Origin of the sequence: Cupriavidus basilensis, assembly GCF_000876015.1 — a bacterium.
Classification (GTDB): Bacteria; Pseudomonadota; Gammaproteobacteria; order Burkholderiales; family Burkholderiaceae; genus Cupriavidus; species Cupriavidus basilensis_B.
Map to the genome: position 1 here is coordinate 41,421 of NZ_BBQM01000009.1, position 14,660 is coordinate 56,080.

17 protein-coding genes are annotated in these 14,660 nt (G+C 65.4%); 8 read left to right on the forward strand and 9 right to left on the reverse strand.

Annotated features, from left to right (window positions below):
• Positions 1-297: 297 nt before the first annotated feature.
• The 4 genes from KF708C_RS35470 to KF708C_RS05495 all read right to left on the reverse strand — a co-directional run bounded on the left by KF708C_RS35470 (position 298) and on the right by KF708C_RS05495 (position 4,915).
• The gene (locus KF708C_RS35470; protein WP_156173741.1) at positions 298-1,041 is read right to left on the reverse strand and encodes a hypothetical protein; all 744 of its coding nucleotides are present in this window, start codon (positions 1,039-1,041) and stop codon (positions 298-300) included.
• 332 nt (positions 1,042-1,373) lie between these two features.
• Positions 1,374-1,829 (reverse strand): hypothetical protein, encoded by a 456-nt coding sequence (locus KF708C_RS35475; protein ID WP_063922974.1) that lies wholly within the window; start codon positions 1,827-1,829, stop codon positions 1,374-1,376.
• 114 nt (positions 1,830-1,943) lie between these two features.
• Positions 1,944-2,261: a type I restriction-modification system subunit M N-terminal domain-containing protein gene (locus KF708C_RS05490; RefSeq protein WP_197090316.1), complete on the reverse strand. Its 318-nt coding sequence runs from the start codon at positions 2,259-2,261 to the stop codon at positions 1,944-1,946.
• 1,586 nt (positions 2,262-3,847) lie between these two features.
• Complete coding sequence (locus KF708C_RS05495; RefSeq protein ID WP_059411000.1) at positions 3,848-4,915, reverse strand: GntR family transcriptional regulator; 1,068 nt, start codon at positions 4,913-4,915, stop codon at positions 3,848-3,850.
• A gap of 265 nt (positions 4,916-5,180) precedes the next feature.
• On the opposite strand from KF708C_RS05495, the gene KF708C_RS05500 reads away from it, so the two are divergent.
• The 5 genes from KF708C_RS05500 to KF708C_RS05520 all read left to right on the forward strand — a co-directional run bounded on the left by KF708C_RS05500 (position 5,181) and on the right by KF708C_RS05520 (position 9,920).
• On the forward strand, positions 5,181-5,864 hold the full coding sequence (locus KF708C_RS05500; RefSeq protein ID WP_059411001.1) for an amino acid ABC transporter permease: 684 nt from the start codon (positions 5,181-5,183) through the stop codon (positions 5,862-5,864).
• A gap of 15 nt (positions 5,865-5,879) precedes the next feature.
• Positions 5,880-6,530 (forward strand): amino acid ABC transporter permease, encoded by a 651-nt coding sequence (locus KF708C_RS05505; RefSeq protein WP_059411002.1) that lies wholly within the window; start codon positions 5,880-5,882, stop codon positions 6,528-6,530.
• 89 nt (positions 6,531-6,619) lie between these two features.
• Positions 6,620-7,348 carry an amino acid ABC transporter ATP-binding protein gene (locus KF708C_RS05510; protein ID WP_269432140.1) on the forward strand — a complete coding sequence of 243 codons (729 nt, stop codon included), beginning with the start codon at positions 6,620-6,622 and terminating at the stop codon, positions 7,346-7,348.
• Positions 7,349-7,471: 123 nt separating this feature from the next.
• Complete coding sequence (locus KF708C_RS05515) at positions 7,472-8,281, forward strand: transporter substrate-binding domain-containing protein (protein ID WP_059411004.1); 810 nt, start codon at positions 7,472-7,474, stop codon at positions 8,279-8,281.
• A 61-nt stretch (positions 8,282-8,342) separates the two neighbouring features.
• A complete protein-coding gene (locus KF708C_RS05520) occupies positions 8,343-9,920 on the forward strand; it encodes a UxaA family hydrolase (protein ID WP_082079440.1) in 1,578 nt (525 codons plus the stop codon).
• Between the two features lie 93 nt (positions 9,921-10,013).
• On the opposite strand, the gene cynS is transcribed toward KF708C_RS05520, so the two are convergent.
• On the reverse strand, positions 10,014-10,484 hold the full coding sequence (gene cynS, locus KF708C_RS05525) for a cyanase (RefSeq protein ID WP_020204195.1): 471 nt from the start codon (positions 10,482-10,484) through the stop codon (positions 10,014-10,016).
• A 45-nt stretch (positions 10,485-10,529) separates the two neighbouring features.
• Positions 10,530-11,195, reverse strand: a complete 666-nt coding sequence (locus KF708C_RS05530) for a carbonic anhydrase (RefSeq protein ID WP_059411005.1) — start codon at positions 11,193-11,195, stop codon at positions 10,530-10,532.
• A 473-nt stretch (positions 11,196-11,668) separates the two neighbouring features.
• On the opposite strand from KF708C_RS05530, the gene KF708C_RS05535 reads away from it, so the two are divergent.
• From KF708C_RS05535 to KF708C_RS05545, 3 genes are all read left to right on the forward strand, one after another.
• The gene (locus tag KF708C_RS05535; protein ID WP_020204192.1) at positions 11,669-12,451 is read left to right on the forward strand and encodes a trypsin-like peptidase domain-containing protein; all 783 of its coding nucleotides are present in this window, start codon (positions 11,669-11,671) and stop codon (positions 12,449-12,451) included.
• 147 nt (positions 12,452-12,598) lie between these two features.
• Positions 12,599-12,922: a hypothetical protein gene (locus tag KF708C_RS05540; RefSeq protein WP_020204191.1), complete on the forward strand. Its 324-nt coding sequence runs from the start codon at positions 12,599-12,601 to the stop codon at positions 12,920-12,922.
• A gap of 55 nt (positions 12,923-12,977) precedes the next feature.
• Entirely contained in the window at positions 12,978-13,262 is a 285-nt protein-coding gene (locus tag KF708C_RS05545; protein WP_059411006.1) for a hypothetical protein, read from the forward strand.
• Positions 13,263-13,418: 156 nt separating this feature from the next.
• On the opposite strand, the gene KF708C_RS05550 is transcribed toward KF708C_RS05545, so the two are convergent.
• The 3 genes from KF708C_RS05550 to KF708C_RS05560 form a co-directional block, all read right to left on the reverse strand.
• Complete coding sequence (locus KF708C_RS05550) at positions 13,419-13,673, reverse strand: hypothetical protein (RefSeq protein ID WP_059411007.1); 255 nt, start codon at positions 13,671-13,673, stop codon at positions 13,419-13,421.
• A 97-nt stretch (positions 13,674-13,770) separates the two neighbouring features.
• A complete protein-coding gene (gene infA / locus KF708C_RS05555; RefSeq protein WP_020204188.1) occupies positions 13,771-13,992 on the reverse strand; it encodes a translation initiation factor IF-1 in 222 nt (73 codons plus the stop codon).
• 69 nt (positions 13,993-14,061) lie between these two features.
• The gene (locus KF708C_RS05560; protein WP_020204187.1) at positions 14,062-14,283 is read right to left on the reverse strand and encodes a hypothetical protein; all 222 of its coding nucleotides are present in this window, start codon (positions 14,281-14,283) and stop codon (positions 14,062-14,064) included.
• Positions 14,284-14,660 lie beyond the last annotated feature (377 nt).

A 14,660-nucleotide genomic window follows, 5' to 3' on the forward strand; every position in this document is an offset into this window, starting at 1 on the left:
CGCGAATCGCTCTACGAACTTGTCTGGTCTGAACCGATGCTAAAGGTGGCCGCCCGGTTCGGGGTTTCGGCCGGCTATATGACCAGGGTATATGCTCCATGTACCCCGTCCAGAACGCGAATATTGGGCAAAGTTGGCTACCTCGGCTTTAGATAGAGCTGCTTTTGCGACTGACCAGGTACAGCGCGCTCTTCCGTGACGAAAATGTCCCCCTTGCCTTGACCAAATCCGACAGCTTTTTGAAACCGTAGTCTCTGGGTCGGTTGCCGAGAAGCACATAACGAGCCGGTGCAAGGCCTAACGGTCATCGGTCAGCGTCTGCAAGGAACGGCCATCAGTCTCTTCGATTCTTACTTTGCCCTTCCACCAAAGAGCGATGGTCTTTTCGCCTCGAACAATCGGGAAGCCACGAGCGACCTCACTCCCTTTGTCCATCAGCACGTAGCAAAACTCCTTCTTCTCCGCAGCCGCTTCACATCCCCGTTCGTAGACAGCCTTTTTCTCTGCTGCCGCTCGAGCACCGGCGTAGTGGCCCAAACCTGACACTGATATGAGGGCAATCAGCAAAATGACTGGCAGGTAAATGAAGAGCATGATGGCAATCGTATTGGCACTCACGAAGTGAGCAATCTTCTCAAGCCAAATGCGTCGCCTTGTTGGTGGCTTATGCAGGCCAGACCATCGTACAAGCACTTCGAGCTGTCGCAAAATGTGTGGGGCAAACCAGACGAGACTGACTGTTCCGCAGATGGTGAAGAGCGGAAGAAAGCTTCCCAACACAAACTCAACCCAGCCGGATAGTCCGTACACCGCAGCCATGTATGCACCCACGTAGAGTTCGCTGTCGGCAAAAGAGAATAGGAAAGCCTTCAGGCCAAATTCATTGATGAAAGCTTGGTTGTATGCGAGTCCGTTAATGTATGCGAATTTCAGTCCGACTCCGCTCGTGAAAATCGCCATAAGCACCCACCTCGCCCGCTGAAACCATATCCTGTTTGCGAGCTCGAGCGAATTTTCCCCTTTGTACTCAACAATATCCATGTTTATTATTTCTTATAGCTACCGCTTTTATTCACAAGAGATGCATTGCCCGGCAGCAAGAGCAGGGCACCTATCTGGCTAGCTTCTTCTCCACAAAGCAGCGCACGCGTCCATCAGGCGCTACCTCCTGGTGCACAGCAGTGGATGGTGCTGCGAGCGGCTGCAGGTTCAGCGCGGCCGACACGTACTGACCCTGGATGCGCCCAAGAATGCCATACGCTCCTGGCGCAAGTGGCTGATTGGGAGCCTCTCCCTAGATGGCACTTGGCGGCCAGGCGGCTGTTTTCCATGATGCCTCTTGCACGTAATTTTGCACCGCCCGGCAATTTTGCTTAGTTGTAGTACTTCACAAGCTCCACGAAGCCATTCGGCAACTGACGAACGTCCAAATCGCGACCGGCAAGTTGTCCAAACGTGACCCCCCCAAACTGCACGCCACCACCGAAGGTCACGCCTGGCGTCATCTTTACCCCGTTGATGTCAATCGGTAGCTTCGGGGAATAGCTGCCGTCGCTGTTGACAGTGAAGATTTCGTTGAAGTGCACGCGAATCAGTCCCCCTTCGCCCGGCGAGGGAGATGGCGGCGGAGAAGGCTGCTGAGCGCTCGCCTGTTGCCCTCGGTATTGCGGACCGTTCGTCATGGAGGACGGCGCCGTACCAGCGAATGATGCCGGGTCTGCAGCAGTTGGCGTGCTTAAACTCGCTTCAACTTCCTGATTTCGGCCACAGCCCGACATCATCGCAGAGGCGACTATTGCCGGCACCAATATGAACTTCGTAAGTCTCATCTTTCAATTCCGTTTTTTGTTAGTCGACCTGAATTACGAATAACGGCAACTGGCATGGGACTTTTAGCCAACGGACGGAGTGGCGGTCAGCACGTGCTGCAGGCGGGTGCCCTTTCATACCTGCTTCGATGTCGCGGAAGGCCCTGTCCAGTGCTTCACGAATTTTCTCGGTAGGGTAATGAGCCACCCACAGCGCGCCGTTGGCGGGAGGGTGCCCTGGTCTTCGCAGACATCAGCATCAGCCTCTGCCTGGTTCAAGCGTTCGTCGGCCATCAAATTGCTTACTTGTTCAAGAACGTCGTTGAAGCGTCTGAGAAACAAGAGGCCGAAGATGTAGTTCTTGAAGCGAAGGGGTCGATGGAGCCGCGCAGGATATTTGCGGACTCCCAGAGTCAGCACTTTCAGTGCGTCGAGTGTCAGTTGAGTGGCCATCGTGGTTTCGACCCTGAAGATGCCGCATGTGTGCTGAGCCATGAAGCGCATGCCCAAATTTCGTTGGCCCCCCTCATTCTCATGGCCTTAGCACATGGCAACGGCGGACATCCGTATATCGCTCAATGTGCAACTTGCACATGTGTGTCTTGGGGGTGAATTCTACCTTTGGTGTCATGACGGCCAGCGACGACCGCTTGGAACCCCAGCTCGCGGAGGGGCCTGGGGCTCCGCTCGCCGAGGTTGAAAATTCCCCCCGCATTGACTACGGTAATTCGGTGTCGGTGCAATGCCGACGCGCTGTTTCGAGAATGAACCTGTCTTCGCAGTTGTGACCCGCCCGCGCGGGCAAGCCCTATTTATGAGAGGGTACGACGCGGGAGGAGGCAATGAGACAGGCCATTTTCTCCAGGGTGCGGCCGGCTGTAGACGGGTGGAGCGCGATTGAGTGTGCTTGCGCCTGCAGCCCGGCGATGAGCGCGAGCCCTGGTTGCCATGAGCAGTGCGATGCCGCCGGCGGCCCGCCGCAATCAGGTCCGAGCATTGGACTTTCCGCTATCCGCTATCACCCTACGTCAGGTCTGCCTTGTCGTACAAACTTGCCTACGTTCGGCGCCATTCCCCAGTTCGACGCGTCTCATTTCAATTGGCGCCCCCAGGTCTTGCTGCGTTTTCCCACGCGGCTACGACACGCTGTAACGCTGGCGTTACACACGCGTAACGCGAAAAAAATTTTCAGTCGAACAAGGCCCCTCGAATCAAGCATTGTTTGCAATCTCGCGTGTAACGCCTGCGAAATCCACCCTATTTTTTCGGAAAGCGCTTCAGTAAGCTATGCGGTTGATAGTTCGATTGACTGCATGATGCTGAACCGGAGCCGCACGACAGATTTCCCGCACGGGCCCACCTTTGTAGGCCTCCTCACCCTCGTCCCAACGCGCAGCCAGAGCGCTCTGCTACCGCGCGCTGGACACCTGGGGACACCATGAGCCGCACGCCCCCGTCCTATGGCCGTCGCGGCCGCCTGGATGCCGCCAATACCGGCATCCGTCGCACGGCGTCTACGTACGGCAAGGCAAAGTTCGGCACGTACAGTGAGAAGGCGAGCGGTCACCTCAATGTCGAGTCCGATGCCGAGCGATTCGTTGCGCATCTGCTGGCGATTGACCCACGCGTCAGGGCGTTCCAGCCGCAGCCGTTTTGTGTCGACCTAATTGACCAGCACATGCTGTTCACGAAAGAAGCTAGCGTCCGATTCACGCCTGCGACTAGCGGTATTTGTTGGCGCCTTAGAGAAAGTGGGTTTGATTCCGCTTGTGGCGACTGTATTTGTCACGTTCGCGCAGCTAAAGTCGGGCGGGTCATATTCACTTTTTCTTTGGTACACGGCGGCGGTGATTGGAGGAGGTTTCTATCTAGTCGCCCTGAAGTTTGTGGAGGTTGCGCTTACACTTGAACGGTTCGCTGCCGTCCTCAAGCATGCAGCAGACGTACATGAATGAACTCATGTGCTGCTGACCTGATGGGTGGTGGACGTTTGTCGCGCAAAGAAGCGCCATAGGGCGTCCGCGAAATGCCGCCACCCCTCACCCAATATAAGAAACCTCCGGCAAAGCAAATCCCCCCCGCACCATCTCCGCCCGCTCCGTCACCTTGATACAAGACACCTCAAGGTGCTCCCTGAGCAAATCCGCCGCCCGCCGCGGCGCGCCACCCGCCACCGCCTCCAGCACGGCCAGATGCTCCGACATGAACGGGTCATCCGCCGGCATGGGCGTGGACACACCCAGCACGTGCTTGCTCAGCGTGAGGATGCAGCGGGTGCGCTGCAGGCTGCCGAGCAGTTCCTTATTGGGGCATTGCGAGAGCAGCCGCACGTGCAGGTCGTGTTCCAACGCGTCCATGGCGGTGCGCGATACCTTGGGGTAGATGCGTTGCGCCTTGTGCAGGGATTCGATCATGCCGCGCACTTCGGCTGGGTTGGCGTGGCTGGCGGCGGCGCGCAGGGCGGCGGGTTCCACCAGTGAGCGCAGTTCGTACAGGTCGCGGATGCGCTGGGCGTCCAGCGGGGTGATGACCCAGCGCAGGCGTTCGTCTTTTTCGATGATGCCGAGGCTTTCCAGGCGCAGCAGTACTTCGCGCACCACGGTGCGGCCCACGTTGAAGTGGCGGGCGAGCTCGACTTCGTTCACGCGGTAGCGGCCGAACACGGAGAGGTGGACGAGGTCGCGCTCCACTTCGTCGTAGATGACTTCCCAGCCCAGCGTCTTGCGGGCTACGTCGGGCGTGCTGTCCACGCCGAGCATGGCGGCTTCGAGCGGGATGCGGCGCGGCGCGGTGCCGTGCGGGCCGGCCACATAGCCGCGGCCGTCGAAGCGGCTGATCACGCCTTCGTTTTCCAGCTCGCGCAGGGCCTGGCGCACGGGCGAGCGGGTGGAGCCGAGGATGTCGGCCACGTGGCCTTCGAGCAGCACGGTGCCGGCTTCGAGCGAGCCTTCCTGGATGGCCCGGCGCAGCATCTGGTGGATCTGCGCGTAGATGGGGGCGTGGCGGTGCGCGTCGCCGCTCTCGCCGTCGTCTGCCGGCGTGAAGGGGCGGTCTGTTTTGTCTTGCGCGGCGCGAGGGCGGCCTCGTGTCGTCGTCGGACTGGTCACGGTGTCTCCGGATCGTGGCGTTGGCGTGGATGCGTGGCACGCGGTGTGGATGCGCTGCCTGGCGCCCTGCCGGGTGCGGAACCCGGGCGAACTTTGCGCCGGTTCCGCTTGCGATGATACACGGGTATCTCCGCATATTGACCATTGTCGGCATTAGTCATATATTGCGATCCATCGAGGGACGGCGCTGTGCGTTCCGCGCAAGGACGCATACGAGAGACAGGGCATCCATCCCCACGGGTGCCACGCATAAAGAGCGCATCCGATGGACTATCAGTTCGATTTCAGCTTCCTGTCCGCCAACTGGCGCGACCTGCTCGACGGGGTGTGGCTCACGCTGCGCATGTCGGTGGCGACCATCGTGTTCGGCTTCGTGCTGGGCACGGCGCTGGCGGTGGTGCGCACGCAGGGTCCGCCCTGGGCGCGCCGCTGCGTGACGGTGTACGTGGATCTGATCCGCAATACGCCGCTGGTGATTCAGGCGTTCTGGCTGTTCTTCGGGCTGGCGGCCATCCAGGTGCGCGTGCCGGCCATGGCCGCGGCGGTGGTGGCGCTGGTGGTGAACGTGTCGGCCTACACCACGGAGATCGTGCGCGCGGGCATCGAGTCGGTGCCGCGCGGGCAGCTGGAGGCGGCGTCGTGCCTGGGCCTGTCGCGCTGGCAGTTGCTGCGGCTGGTGGTGCTGCCGCAGGCGGTGGAGCGCATGTATCCGGCGCTGGTGAGCCAGTTCGTGCTGATGATGCTGGCCACCTCGATCATGTCGCAGATCTCGGCCGAGGAGCTGACCGCGGTGGGCTACCGCATCCAGTCCGAGACCTTCCGCGGCTTCGAGATCTACTTGGTGATCGCGGTGGTCTACCTGCTGCTGTCGTGGCTGCTGCGCCTGTCGATGGCGGGCATCGGCGCGGTGGCCTTCACGCGCCGCCGGCGCCTGAACACTCCTCTCTGAGCCGGAGCGCGCGTCATGAACGGTCTTTCCTTCGATCAAGTGTTGTTCATCCTGCGCGGCGCGGGCTGGACGCTGCTGCTGGCCGGCATGGGCTTCGTCGGCGGCGCGCTGGTGGGCGTGCCGCTGGCGCTGGCGCGCAGCCGCGGCGGCCGGGTGCTGCGCGCGGTGACGGGCGCGTACGTGCAGCTGGTGCAGGGCGTGCCGCTGCCGGTGATCATGTTCGTGGTGTATTTCGGCATCAGCGTGGGCGGCTTCGACCTGCCGGCGCTGGTGGCCGCGGGCATCGCCATGACGGCGTATTCCAGCGCCTACCTGGGCGAGATCTGGAAGGGCTGCATCCAGGCGGTGCCACGCACGCAGTGGGAGGCCGCGGAGTGCCTGGCGCTCACGCCGCTGCAGCGCGCGGTGCACGTGATCCTGCCGCAGGCGGCGCGCATCGCGGTGGCGCCCACGGTGAGCTTCCTGGTGCAGATCGTGAAGAACTCGTCGTACGCGGTGGTGATCGGCTTCTTCGACCTGACTTATTCGGCGCGCGTGGTCAACAACTCCACGTTCAAGCCGTTCGTGGTGTTCAGCATCGCGGCGGCGCTGTACTTCGCCATCTGCTATCCGCTCTCGTCGCTGTCGTACCGGCTGGAGCGCCGCTTCAACAAGGCGCGCGCCTGAACCACCCCGGCGCCACGACGCCATCGCAGCAACGACGCCGCACCAAAGCCGCACCAACGCCGGCACAAAGGAACATTATGGAGACAAGCGTGGACGAAGTGGTCCGCTTCAACAAGGTCAGCAAGGCCTTCGGCCAGGTGGAGATCCTCAAGGGGGTCAGCTTCTCGGTGCGGCGCGGCGAGGTGGTGGCGCTGATCGGGCGCAGCGGCTCGGGCAAGAGCACGGCCCTGCGCTGCATCAACGGCCTGGAGCGCGTGAGCGGCGGCGAGCTGCACACCTGCGGCCACGCCATGCACGCGAGCGCGGTGGACCTGGCCGCGCTGCGCCGCGAGGTGGGCATCGTGTTCCAGAGCTACAACCTGTTCCCGCACCTGACCGTGGCGGAGAACGTCATGCTGGCGCCGCGCAAGGTCAGGGGCATGGCGCGCAAGGCCGCGCACGAGCTGGCCATGCACGTGCTGCGCCAGGTGGGCATGGAAGAGCGCGCCGACTATTACCCCGAGCAGCTCTCCGGCGGGCAGCAGCAGCGCGTGGCCATTGCCCGCTCGCTGGCGATGGAGCCGCGCCTGATGCTGTTCGACGAGGTCACCTCGGCGCTGGACCCGGAGCTCACCGGCGAGGTGCTGCGCGTGATCGAGCGGCTGGCCGCGGACGGCATGACGATGGTGCTGGTCACGCACGAGATGGCGTTCGCGCGCTCGGTGGCGGACCAGATCATGTTCATGCACCAGGGCATCGTGTGGGAGGCCGGCAGCGGCAAGCTGCTGGACGAGCCCACCACGCCCGAGCTCAGGCAGTTCGTCGGCAACGGGCTGTAGGCGCCACCGGTTCCTTTTGATTCCACCCGCCGTGCCCGCTCGCGCGGGCGCGCCGGCCGCGCGCATCCGAGTGCATCCGCGCGCATCGCCACACGCATTCCCACAGAGAAACGGAGACAGATCATGACCCGCACCCACCGCCGCCTGTTCGCCCCGCTGGCCTCGCTTACCGCCGTGCTGCTGCTGGGCACGGCCCTGACCGCGTCGGCCGACACCCTCGACACCATCAGGCAGCGCAAGAAGATCCTGGTCGCCGTGGACATCGGCGCGCCGCCCTACGGCATGCTCGACGCGCAGGCCCGCCAGAGCGGCTCGGACGTGGAAACCGCGCGCCTGCTCGCCAAGGACCTGGGCGTGGCGCTGGAGATCGTGCCCGTGACCGGCCCCAACCGCGTGCCGTTCCTGCTGACCAAGAAAGCGGACGTGGTGCTGGCCTCGTTCTCCGTGACCGACGAGCGCAGGAAGGTCATCGATTTCTCCGACCCCTACGGCGTGATCCCGGTGGTGGTGGGCGGCCCGGCCAAGGCGCCGCTGAAGGCATTCGCCGACCTGTCCGGCAAGACCATCGCCGTCACGCGCGGCACCACCAGCGATCAGGAGCTGACGCGCGGCGCCAAGGAAGTGTCCGGCATCAACATCGTGCGCTACGAGGACGACGCCACCACCAACACCGCGGTGTCCACCGGCCAGCAGGACTACCTTGCCGCGGCCATCAGCGTGATTCCCGCGGTGAAGAAGGCCAACCCTTCGCGCGACCTGGAGCTGAAGTTCGTGATGAAGACCTTCCCGTACGCCATCGGTCTGCGCAAGGGCGACACCGCGCTCAAGAGCTGGCTGGACGGCTGGGTCAAGGCCAACCTGCAGAACGGCAAGATCAACGAGATCTACAAGCAGTACTTCGGTATCTCGCTGCCGGCGGACATGCTCAAGTAAGCGCGAGCACGGATTGAACGCAACGACCGCGGCAACGACCAGCGGATTTGGAGCCCATCGCATGACTTCCCCAGCCCACGCCCGACCGGGCACCAGCGACGGCGCGGCGGCGGCCGGCGCGCGCGCGATCCGCCTGCACGCGGATGACGACGTGGTGATCGCCCGCGCGCAGCTCGTCGCGGGCACCGTGCTCGCCGAAGAGGGCATCACGGTATCCGGCCTGGTGCCGCCCGGCCACAAGGTGGCCACGCGCGCGGTGGCCGCCGGCGAGGCGGTGCGCCGCTACGGCCAGATCATCGGCTTCGCCAGCCAGCCGATCCGCGCCGGCCAGCACGTGCACACGCACAACCTCGCCATGGGCGACTTCGCGCGCGACTATGCCTACGGCGCAGAGGCGCGCGCGCCGCGGCCGGTGGCCGAGCCGGCCACGTTCGACGGCATCGTGCGCGCCGACGGCCGCGTGGCCACGCGCAACTACATCGGCATCCTCACCTCGGTGAACTGCTCGGCCACCGTGGCGCGCGCCATCGCCGACCACTTCCGCCGCGACATCCATCCCGAGGCGCTGGCGCCCTACCCCAACGTCGACGGCGTGGTCGCGCTCACGCACGGCGTGGGCTGCGCGGTGGACCCGCAGGGCGAAGGGCTGGCCGTATTGCAGCGCACGCTGGGCGGCTACGCATGCCACCCCAACTTCGCCAGCGTGCTGGTGATCGGCCTGGGCTGCGAGACCAACCAGATTCCCGCGCTGCTGGCCACGCAAGGCCTGGCCGAAGGCGAGCATCTGCGGGCGTTCAGCATCCAGGACACGGGCGGCACCACCAGGACCATTGCCCACGGCATCGCGCTGATCAAGGCCATGCTGCCCGCCGCCAACCGCGTCCGGCGCGAACCCGTGCCCGCGCGCCACCTGGTGGTGGGCCTGCAATGCGGCGGCTCCGATGGCTACTCGGGCATCTCCGCCAACCCGGTGCTGGGCGCGGCGGTGGATTTGCTGGTGCGGCACGGCGGCACCGCCATCCTGTCGGAGACGCCCGAGATCTACGGCGCCGAGCACCTGCTCACGCGCCGCGCCGTCACGCCGGAAATAGGCCGCAAGCTGGTGGACCGCATCCGCTGGTGGGAAGCGTATTGCGCGCGCCACGGCGCCAGCATGGACAACAACCCGTCCGCCGGCAACAAGGCCGGCGGCCTGACCACGGTGCTGGAAAAATCGCTGGGCGGCATCGCCAAGGGCGGCTCGAGCAATTTGTCCGAGGTCTACGAATACGCGCAGCCGGTGCGCACGCCCGGCCTGGTCTTCATGGACACGCCCGGCTACGATCCGATCTCCGCCACCGGCCAGGTCGCGGGCGGCGCCAACCTGATCTGCTTCACCACGGGGCGCGGCTCGGCCTACGGCTGCGCGCCCTCGCCTTCGGTCAAGCTGGCGACGAACACCGCGCTGTGGGAGCGCCAGTCCGACGACATGGACCTGAACTGCGGCGCCGTGCTCGATGGCACGGCCACCATCGCGGAACTGGGCGAGCAGTTGTTCCGGCTGATGCTGGACACCGCCTCCGGCAAGCGCTCGCGCAGCGAGCTGCACGGCTACGGGCAGAACGAATTCGTGCCCTGGCAACTGAGCGCCATCACCTGAAAACGCCGGCCGTGTCCGGGCGAAGCTATGCGCCTCGCCCGGACAGGCCGCGGCGCATCACGCCAGCGCGCCGCCGGTTCCGCGGGACACCTGTCAAAACGGCTTGGTCGGCAAATACTTGCCATCCAGCGTGATCACCGCACGGTGGCCACCCTCGGGATCTTCCACCTTCTTGATATCAAGCCTGAAGTTGATCGCGCTGATGATGCCGTCGCCGAACTGCTCGTGCACCAGCGCCTTGAGCGTGGAGCCGTAGATCTGCACGATCTCGTAGAAGCGGTAGATGGTCGGGTCGGTCGGCACGCCGCCGGGGATGCTGCCGCGCAGGGGGATGGTCTGCAGCTGGCGCACCGCGTCGTCGTCCAGGTCCAGCCTGGCGGCCACGATTTTGGCGGCGTCGGCGGGCAGCGGGTGCTGGCCCAGCAGCGCGGCGGTGACGAAGGCCACGCTCAGGCCGGTGCCTTCGTTGATCTGCTCGAACGTCAGGCCCTTGCGGATCTTGGCGTCGATGATGCGGTCGCTCAGGGCCTGGCGCGGGGCCTGGCTGTATTGGGATTGGGTCATGGCTGTTCCTTGGGACGGATGGGAGTGGAAAACGGGGCGGGGCATTCAGGTGGCGCTCTGTGCGCGCCTGACCGGGGGCGTCGCGGCCACGTCGGGATGCGCCGCGAGGGAGACGAACTGGCCGGTGTTGCCGTCCAGCGCGTCGATCGTGCCTGTCTCGATGTCGTAGACCCAGCCGTGCAGCGTCATGCGGCCTTGTTCGAGCGCGAGCACCACGGTGGGGTGGGTCTTGAGGTTGGCCAGCTGGGCGATGACGTTCTCGCGCACCATCGAGTCCACGCGGGCGCGCGTGGATGCGTGCTCGCGCGCTTCGTTGACCGCCTTGGCGGCGTCCGCGTGATGCAGCCAGCCTTTCACGGCTGGCATGTGGTCGAGGCACTGGCACGTGGCTACGGCGGTCATGGCGCCGCAGTCGGAATGGCCGCAGATCACGATGTCGGTGACGTTGAGCCCGGCCACCGCGTATTCCACGCTGGCCGACACGCCGCCGGGCTGCACGCCGTAGGCGGGCACGATGTTGCCGGCATTGCGGATGACGAACAGCTCGCCCGGCTCGCGCTGCGTGAGCAGCTCGGGCACGACCCGGCTGTCGGAGCAGGCGATGAACAGCGTGGCGGGGCTCTGGCCGTTGGCCAGCCGCTTGAACAGGTCCGAGCGCTGCGGGAAGGCGTCACGCTGGAACTTCAGTACGCCGTCGACGATGTCTTGCATGGTCCTGCTCCATCGGTGTGTGCCGTGATTCGATGGCGCAAGGATGGCGGGAATCGGCCGATAGGTCCAAGACCGGTTTGTTATCCGGTCCATAGGCCATGTCAATAGTTTGACGGTGGCGCTCATTTTCGCGCTCGCTCTGGAGGAAAGAAGTTCAGGGCGGTTTGATATGTGACGCATGGACTATATGTCGCCATTGGCCGCGAGCAGGGCGGAGGCCGATGGCGCGTCCCGCGCGCTGCGGTGTCGTCCGATGTGCTTGCCGCGTACCGGCGCATTCCATCCATCGCGGGTAAATCCCGCCCGCGGTGCCCAATTGCGGCGACAATGCCCACGTGCGTCCCCGACAAGGCACATGACAACAAGGCCATGCCGCGGCCATGACCGGCCCCGGCTCCCGCCCGCGCCGGATTCTCCGCCCCGCCCGCGCGCGAAACCACCGCGGCGTGCAACGTCCTGCTTTCTTGGAACCTATGGTCGAATCCATCCTGCTTTCCGCGGTCCGCGTTTCGTCCTTCGACGGCCAGCAAGGCATCGCCAATGCCAGCGGATTTTTCTTCGAGCGCGACAACCACCTGTTCGTGGTGACAAGCCGCCACGTGGTCTTCGACGAGCCTTCCGGCCATCACCCGGACCGCATCGAGATCGAGCTGCACCGCGAGGCCGGCAACATGGCCAATTCGATCGGCTTCTCGATTCCGCTGTATCGCGACGGCGTGGCGGTCTGGCGCATCGGCGAGGACGGCGGCGGCCCGGTGGACGTGGCGGTGGTGGAGCTGGAGCGCGGCGCGCTGCCGGCGGGCCTGGTGTACCGCGCGTTCACGCCGGACCACCTGGTGCAGACCTCGGATCACGTGGAGGTGGGCGATTCGCTGCTGATCGTCGGTTTTCCGCTCGGTTTCCACGATGCCCTGCATCACCTGCCGGTGGCGCGGCAGGCGGTGGTGGCGTCGGCGTTCGGCCTGCGCTTCCAGGGGCAGGGCTTTTTCCTGACCGACGCGCGCACGCACCGCGGCACCAGCGGCGCGCCGGTGGTGATGCGCATGCGCGGCACGCGCGGCAAGCGGCATGACCTGCCGTGGCTGCTGCTGGGCGTGCATTCGGCGCGCTTCGACGTGGGCACGCGCGACCTCGCCGAGGACGAGGCGCTGGGCCTGAACTCGGCCTGGTACGCGGACATGCTGCTGACGCTGACCGCGCCGGCGCGCGCCGCCGGCGGCAAAATAAGATCGTCGCTGCCGCGCGCTTCGGAGTAGAGTGGGGTACTTGGGCCGGAACGTGGGCAATCCCGGCGCTTTGCGTCGCCAGCCCGTCCGGCATCCCGCTCGCGGCCAGGTGCCGTGTTGCCGCCTTGCGTGCCGCGCAGGCCCCGCTGCCTGGCGGGGCACCGTGCGAGGGGGCCTATGTTGGACCTGGTGGCTTTCATCAAGCCTGTGCTCGACGAGATCACAGGCCAGGACGTGCGTACCTGGACGGTGCGGCGGCATGTGGTCAACGCCAACTGGCAGATTCCCGATACCAGCAGCCGTAACTGGTCGGCCAGGAAGGTGGAGATCGAAATCGCGCACGAGGCCGCGGAGCAATTGCGCCACGCGGACCAGTGCGCCTTATATCAACTGCAGCGCGGCCTGGACGCGTTCCTGCGCGCACGGCTGGGCTCGCACAGCCGGATGAGCGGGGCCGACGGGGTGATCGTCATCGTGATCGATCGCCTGGTTCCGTTCTGACCCTGGCGCCGGGATGGCGCGGCCGACGGCAACGCTGCCGCATGGAGCAAACGACGTGAACAATACGCCTAGCGCGAGCTACAAGGGCTTCGATCTTTATCCGCTGGTCTACAAGGTCCAGCCCGCCCAGTCGTGGCCGCGCGCCAAGCCGGACCGCAGCTTCACCGCGTCGGTGGTGATCTGCCGCGAGGGCTACCGGCCCGGCGGCGAGCGCACCAAGGTGTTCCGCCTGGAAACCGAGGAGTGGGAGAACATCGGCACCGCGCGCCGTGGCGCGGTCAAGTTCGGCGAGGACATCATCAACGGCCTGATCGCAGGCGAATCGGTGACGGCGCTGTAGCGCGTCCTGGTCGGGATGGGGAAGTGAGGGCGGCGCCATCGTGCGCCGCTTTTGCCGTGCGCCGGTCCGCGTGGCGCGATGCGCGCGGATGGCCGGGGCAGGGCGGGGAATGCCGCCATGCCCGGGGACGGTGCCCGGGCGTGCGGGGGCCGACTGTTAGACGCTGAAGGCGGGGCTGCCGTAGCGGTCCAGCAACTGCTCCAGCAGCTCGAGCCGGTCGGTGCGCGGCGTGCGGTCCTCGATGGCGCGCGAGGGGCCGCCGTAGGTGGCCGTGACGTGGCGGCGCACCGTGAGCACGTCGTTGGCCGGCGCGGCGCGCGTGACCACGGGGCCGGGCACGTGCTGGTAGCTGCCGGCGACCCATCCGTCCGGGGTCAGGTGCATTTCTTCCCATTCTTCGCTGACTGACATGCTTTGCTCCTTCAGTGGATGCGTTGATGATGCCGGGGAGGCGCACCGGCCGCGGATGCCGGCGCCGCGGCGCGCGCGCGGGTCCCGCGCGCTGGCTTCAGAACTTGTGGCGGTAGTTGATGCGGCCCTTGGTGAGGTCGTATGGCGACATCTCCAGCGTGACGCGGTCGCCCGCCAGGATGCGGATGCGGTTCTTCTTGAGCCGCCCGGACGAGTACGCCCAGACTTCGAAGCCGTTTTCCAGGATCACGCGAAAGCGGCTGTCCGGGAGCACTTCCGAGACTTTGCCGCCGAATTCCACCAGTTCTTCTTTTGCCAAGGATGATGCCTCTCTAGGTTGGGTGGCGTGCGGGCGCGGCGCCTGCGCCGGCCGCGCGCGCCGTGGCGTTCACTGCAGGCGCATGCCCGCGGCGGCGCGTTCGGCGGCAAAGCGGGCGGCCTGCTTGGCCTGGGCTTCGGTGCCGTGGGTGGCGTGGCGCATGGTGACGTTGGCGACGACGCGCTCGGCGCCGCTGCGGTATTCGCTGATCATGTACGTGGCGAACCACACGCCGGGTTGCTGCTCGATGGGGTACACCGACACGGTGTACGGAGACGGATTGTGCTGCAAGGTATGTCCTGATCTGGGCGGACGGTCCGGGGCGCGCCGGATGCACTCACTGTGCGCGACGTGTTCTTTCGGTGATCGCTCGCCGCATGGGTTGTTCTGCGGATTTGCCGGGCGCCGCCGATGGCCGCGCGGGTGCGCGGAAAAAGGGGCCGGCGAAGGTGGACCGTGCCTGCGCAGCCGGCACACGCGGATAGCCCTGCGTGGCGCTGCGGAGCGGCCTTGTGTGCCGCGGGTCGGATGGGTGAGGGGCGCGTATCGCCCTGGTTTTGCCGGGTGCCTTGCCCGGCTGGTGGGCCACCGCGGCGGTAAGTTCGCCTGCTATCGCGGTGACGTGTCCGTCAGGCGCCAGGGCCTGTCGGCGAGCTTGCATCGACGCA

Bases quoted from the DNA above. Each gene is read 5' to 3' on its own strand.
- KF708C_RS05540 (WP_020204191.1), top strand. From the start codon at position 12,599: ATGTTGGACCTGGTGGCTTTCATCAAGCCTGTGCTCGACGAGATCACA.
- KF708C_RS05520 (WP_082079440.1), top strand. From the start codon at position 8,343: ATGACTTCCCCAGCCCACGCCCGACCGGGCACCAGCGACGGCGCGGCG.
- KF708C_RS05490 (WP_197090316.1), bottom strand. From the start codon at position 2,261: ATGGCCACTCAACTGACACTCGACGCACTGAAAGTGCTGACTCTGGGA.
- KF708C_RS35470 (WP_156173741.1), bottom strand. From the start codon at position 1,041: ATGGATATTGTTGAGTACAAAGGGGAAAATTCGCTCGAGCTCGCAAAC.
- KF708C_RS05535 (WP_020204192.1), top strand. From the start codon at position 11,669: ATGGTCGAATCCATCCTGCTTTCCGCGGTCCGCGTTTCGTCCTTCGAC.
- KF708C_RS05550 (WP_059411007.1), bottom strand. From the start codon at position 13,673: ATGTCAGTCAGCGAAGAATGGGAAGAAATGCACCTGACCCCGGACGGA.
- cynS (WP_020204195.1), bottom strand. From the start codon at position 10,484: ATGACCCAATCCCAATACAGCCAGGCCCCGCGCCAGGCCCTGAGCGAC.
- KF708C_RS05515 (WP_059411004.1), top strand. From the start codon at position 7,472: ATGACCCGCACCCACCGCCGCCTGTTCGCCCCGCTGGCCTCGCTTACC.
- KF708C_RS05530 (WP_059411005.1), bottom strand. From the start codon at position 11,195: ATGCAAGACATCGTCGACGGCGTACTGAAGTTCCAGCGTGACGCCTTC.
- KF708C_RS35475 (WP_063922974.1), bottom strand. From the start codon at position 1,829: ATGAGACTTACGAAGTTCATATTGGTGCCGGCAATAGTCGCCTCTGCG.
- KF708C_RS05505 (WP_059411002.1), top strand. From the start codon at position 5,880: ATGAACGGTCTTTCCTTCGATCAAGTGTTGTTCATCCTGCGCGGCGCG.
- KF708C_RS05500 (WP_059411001.1), top strand. From the start codon at position 5,181: ATGGACTATCAGTTCGATTTCAGCTTCCTGTCCGCCAACTGGCGCGAC.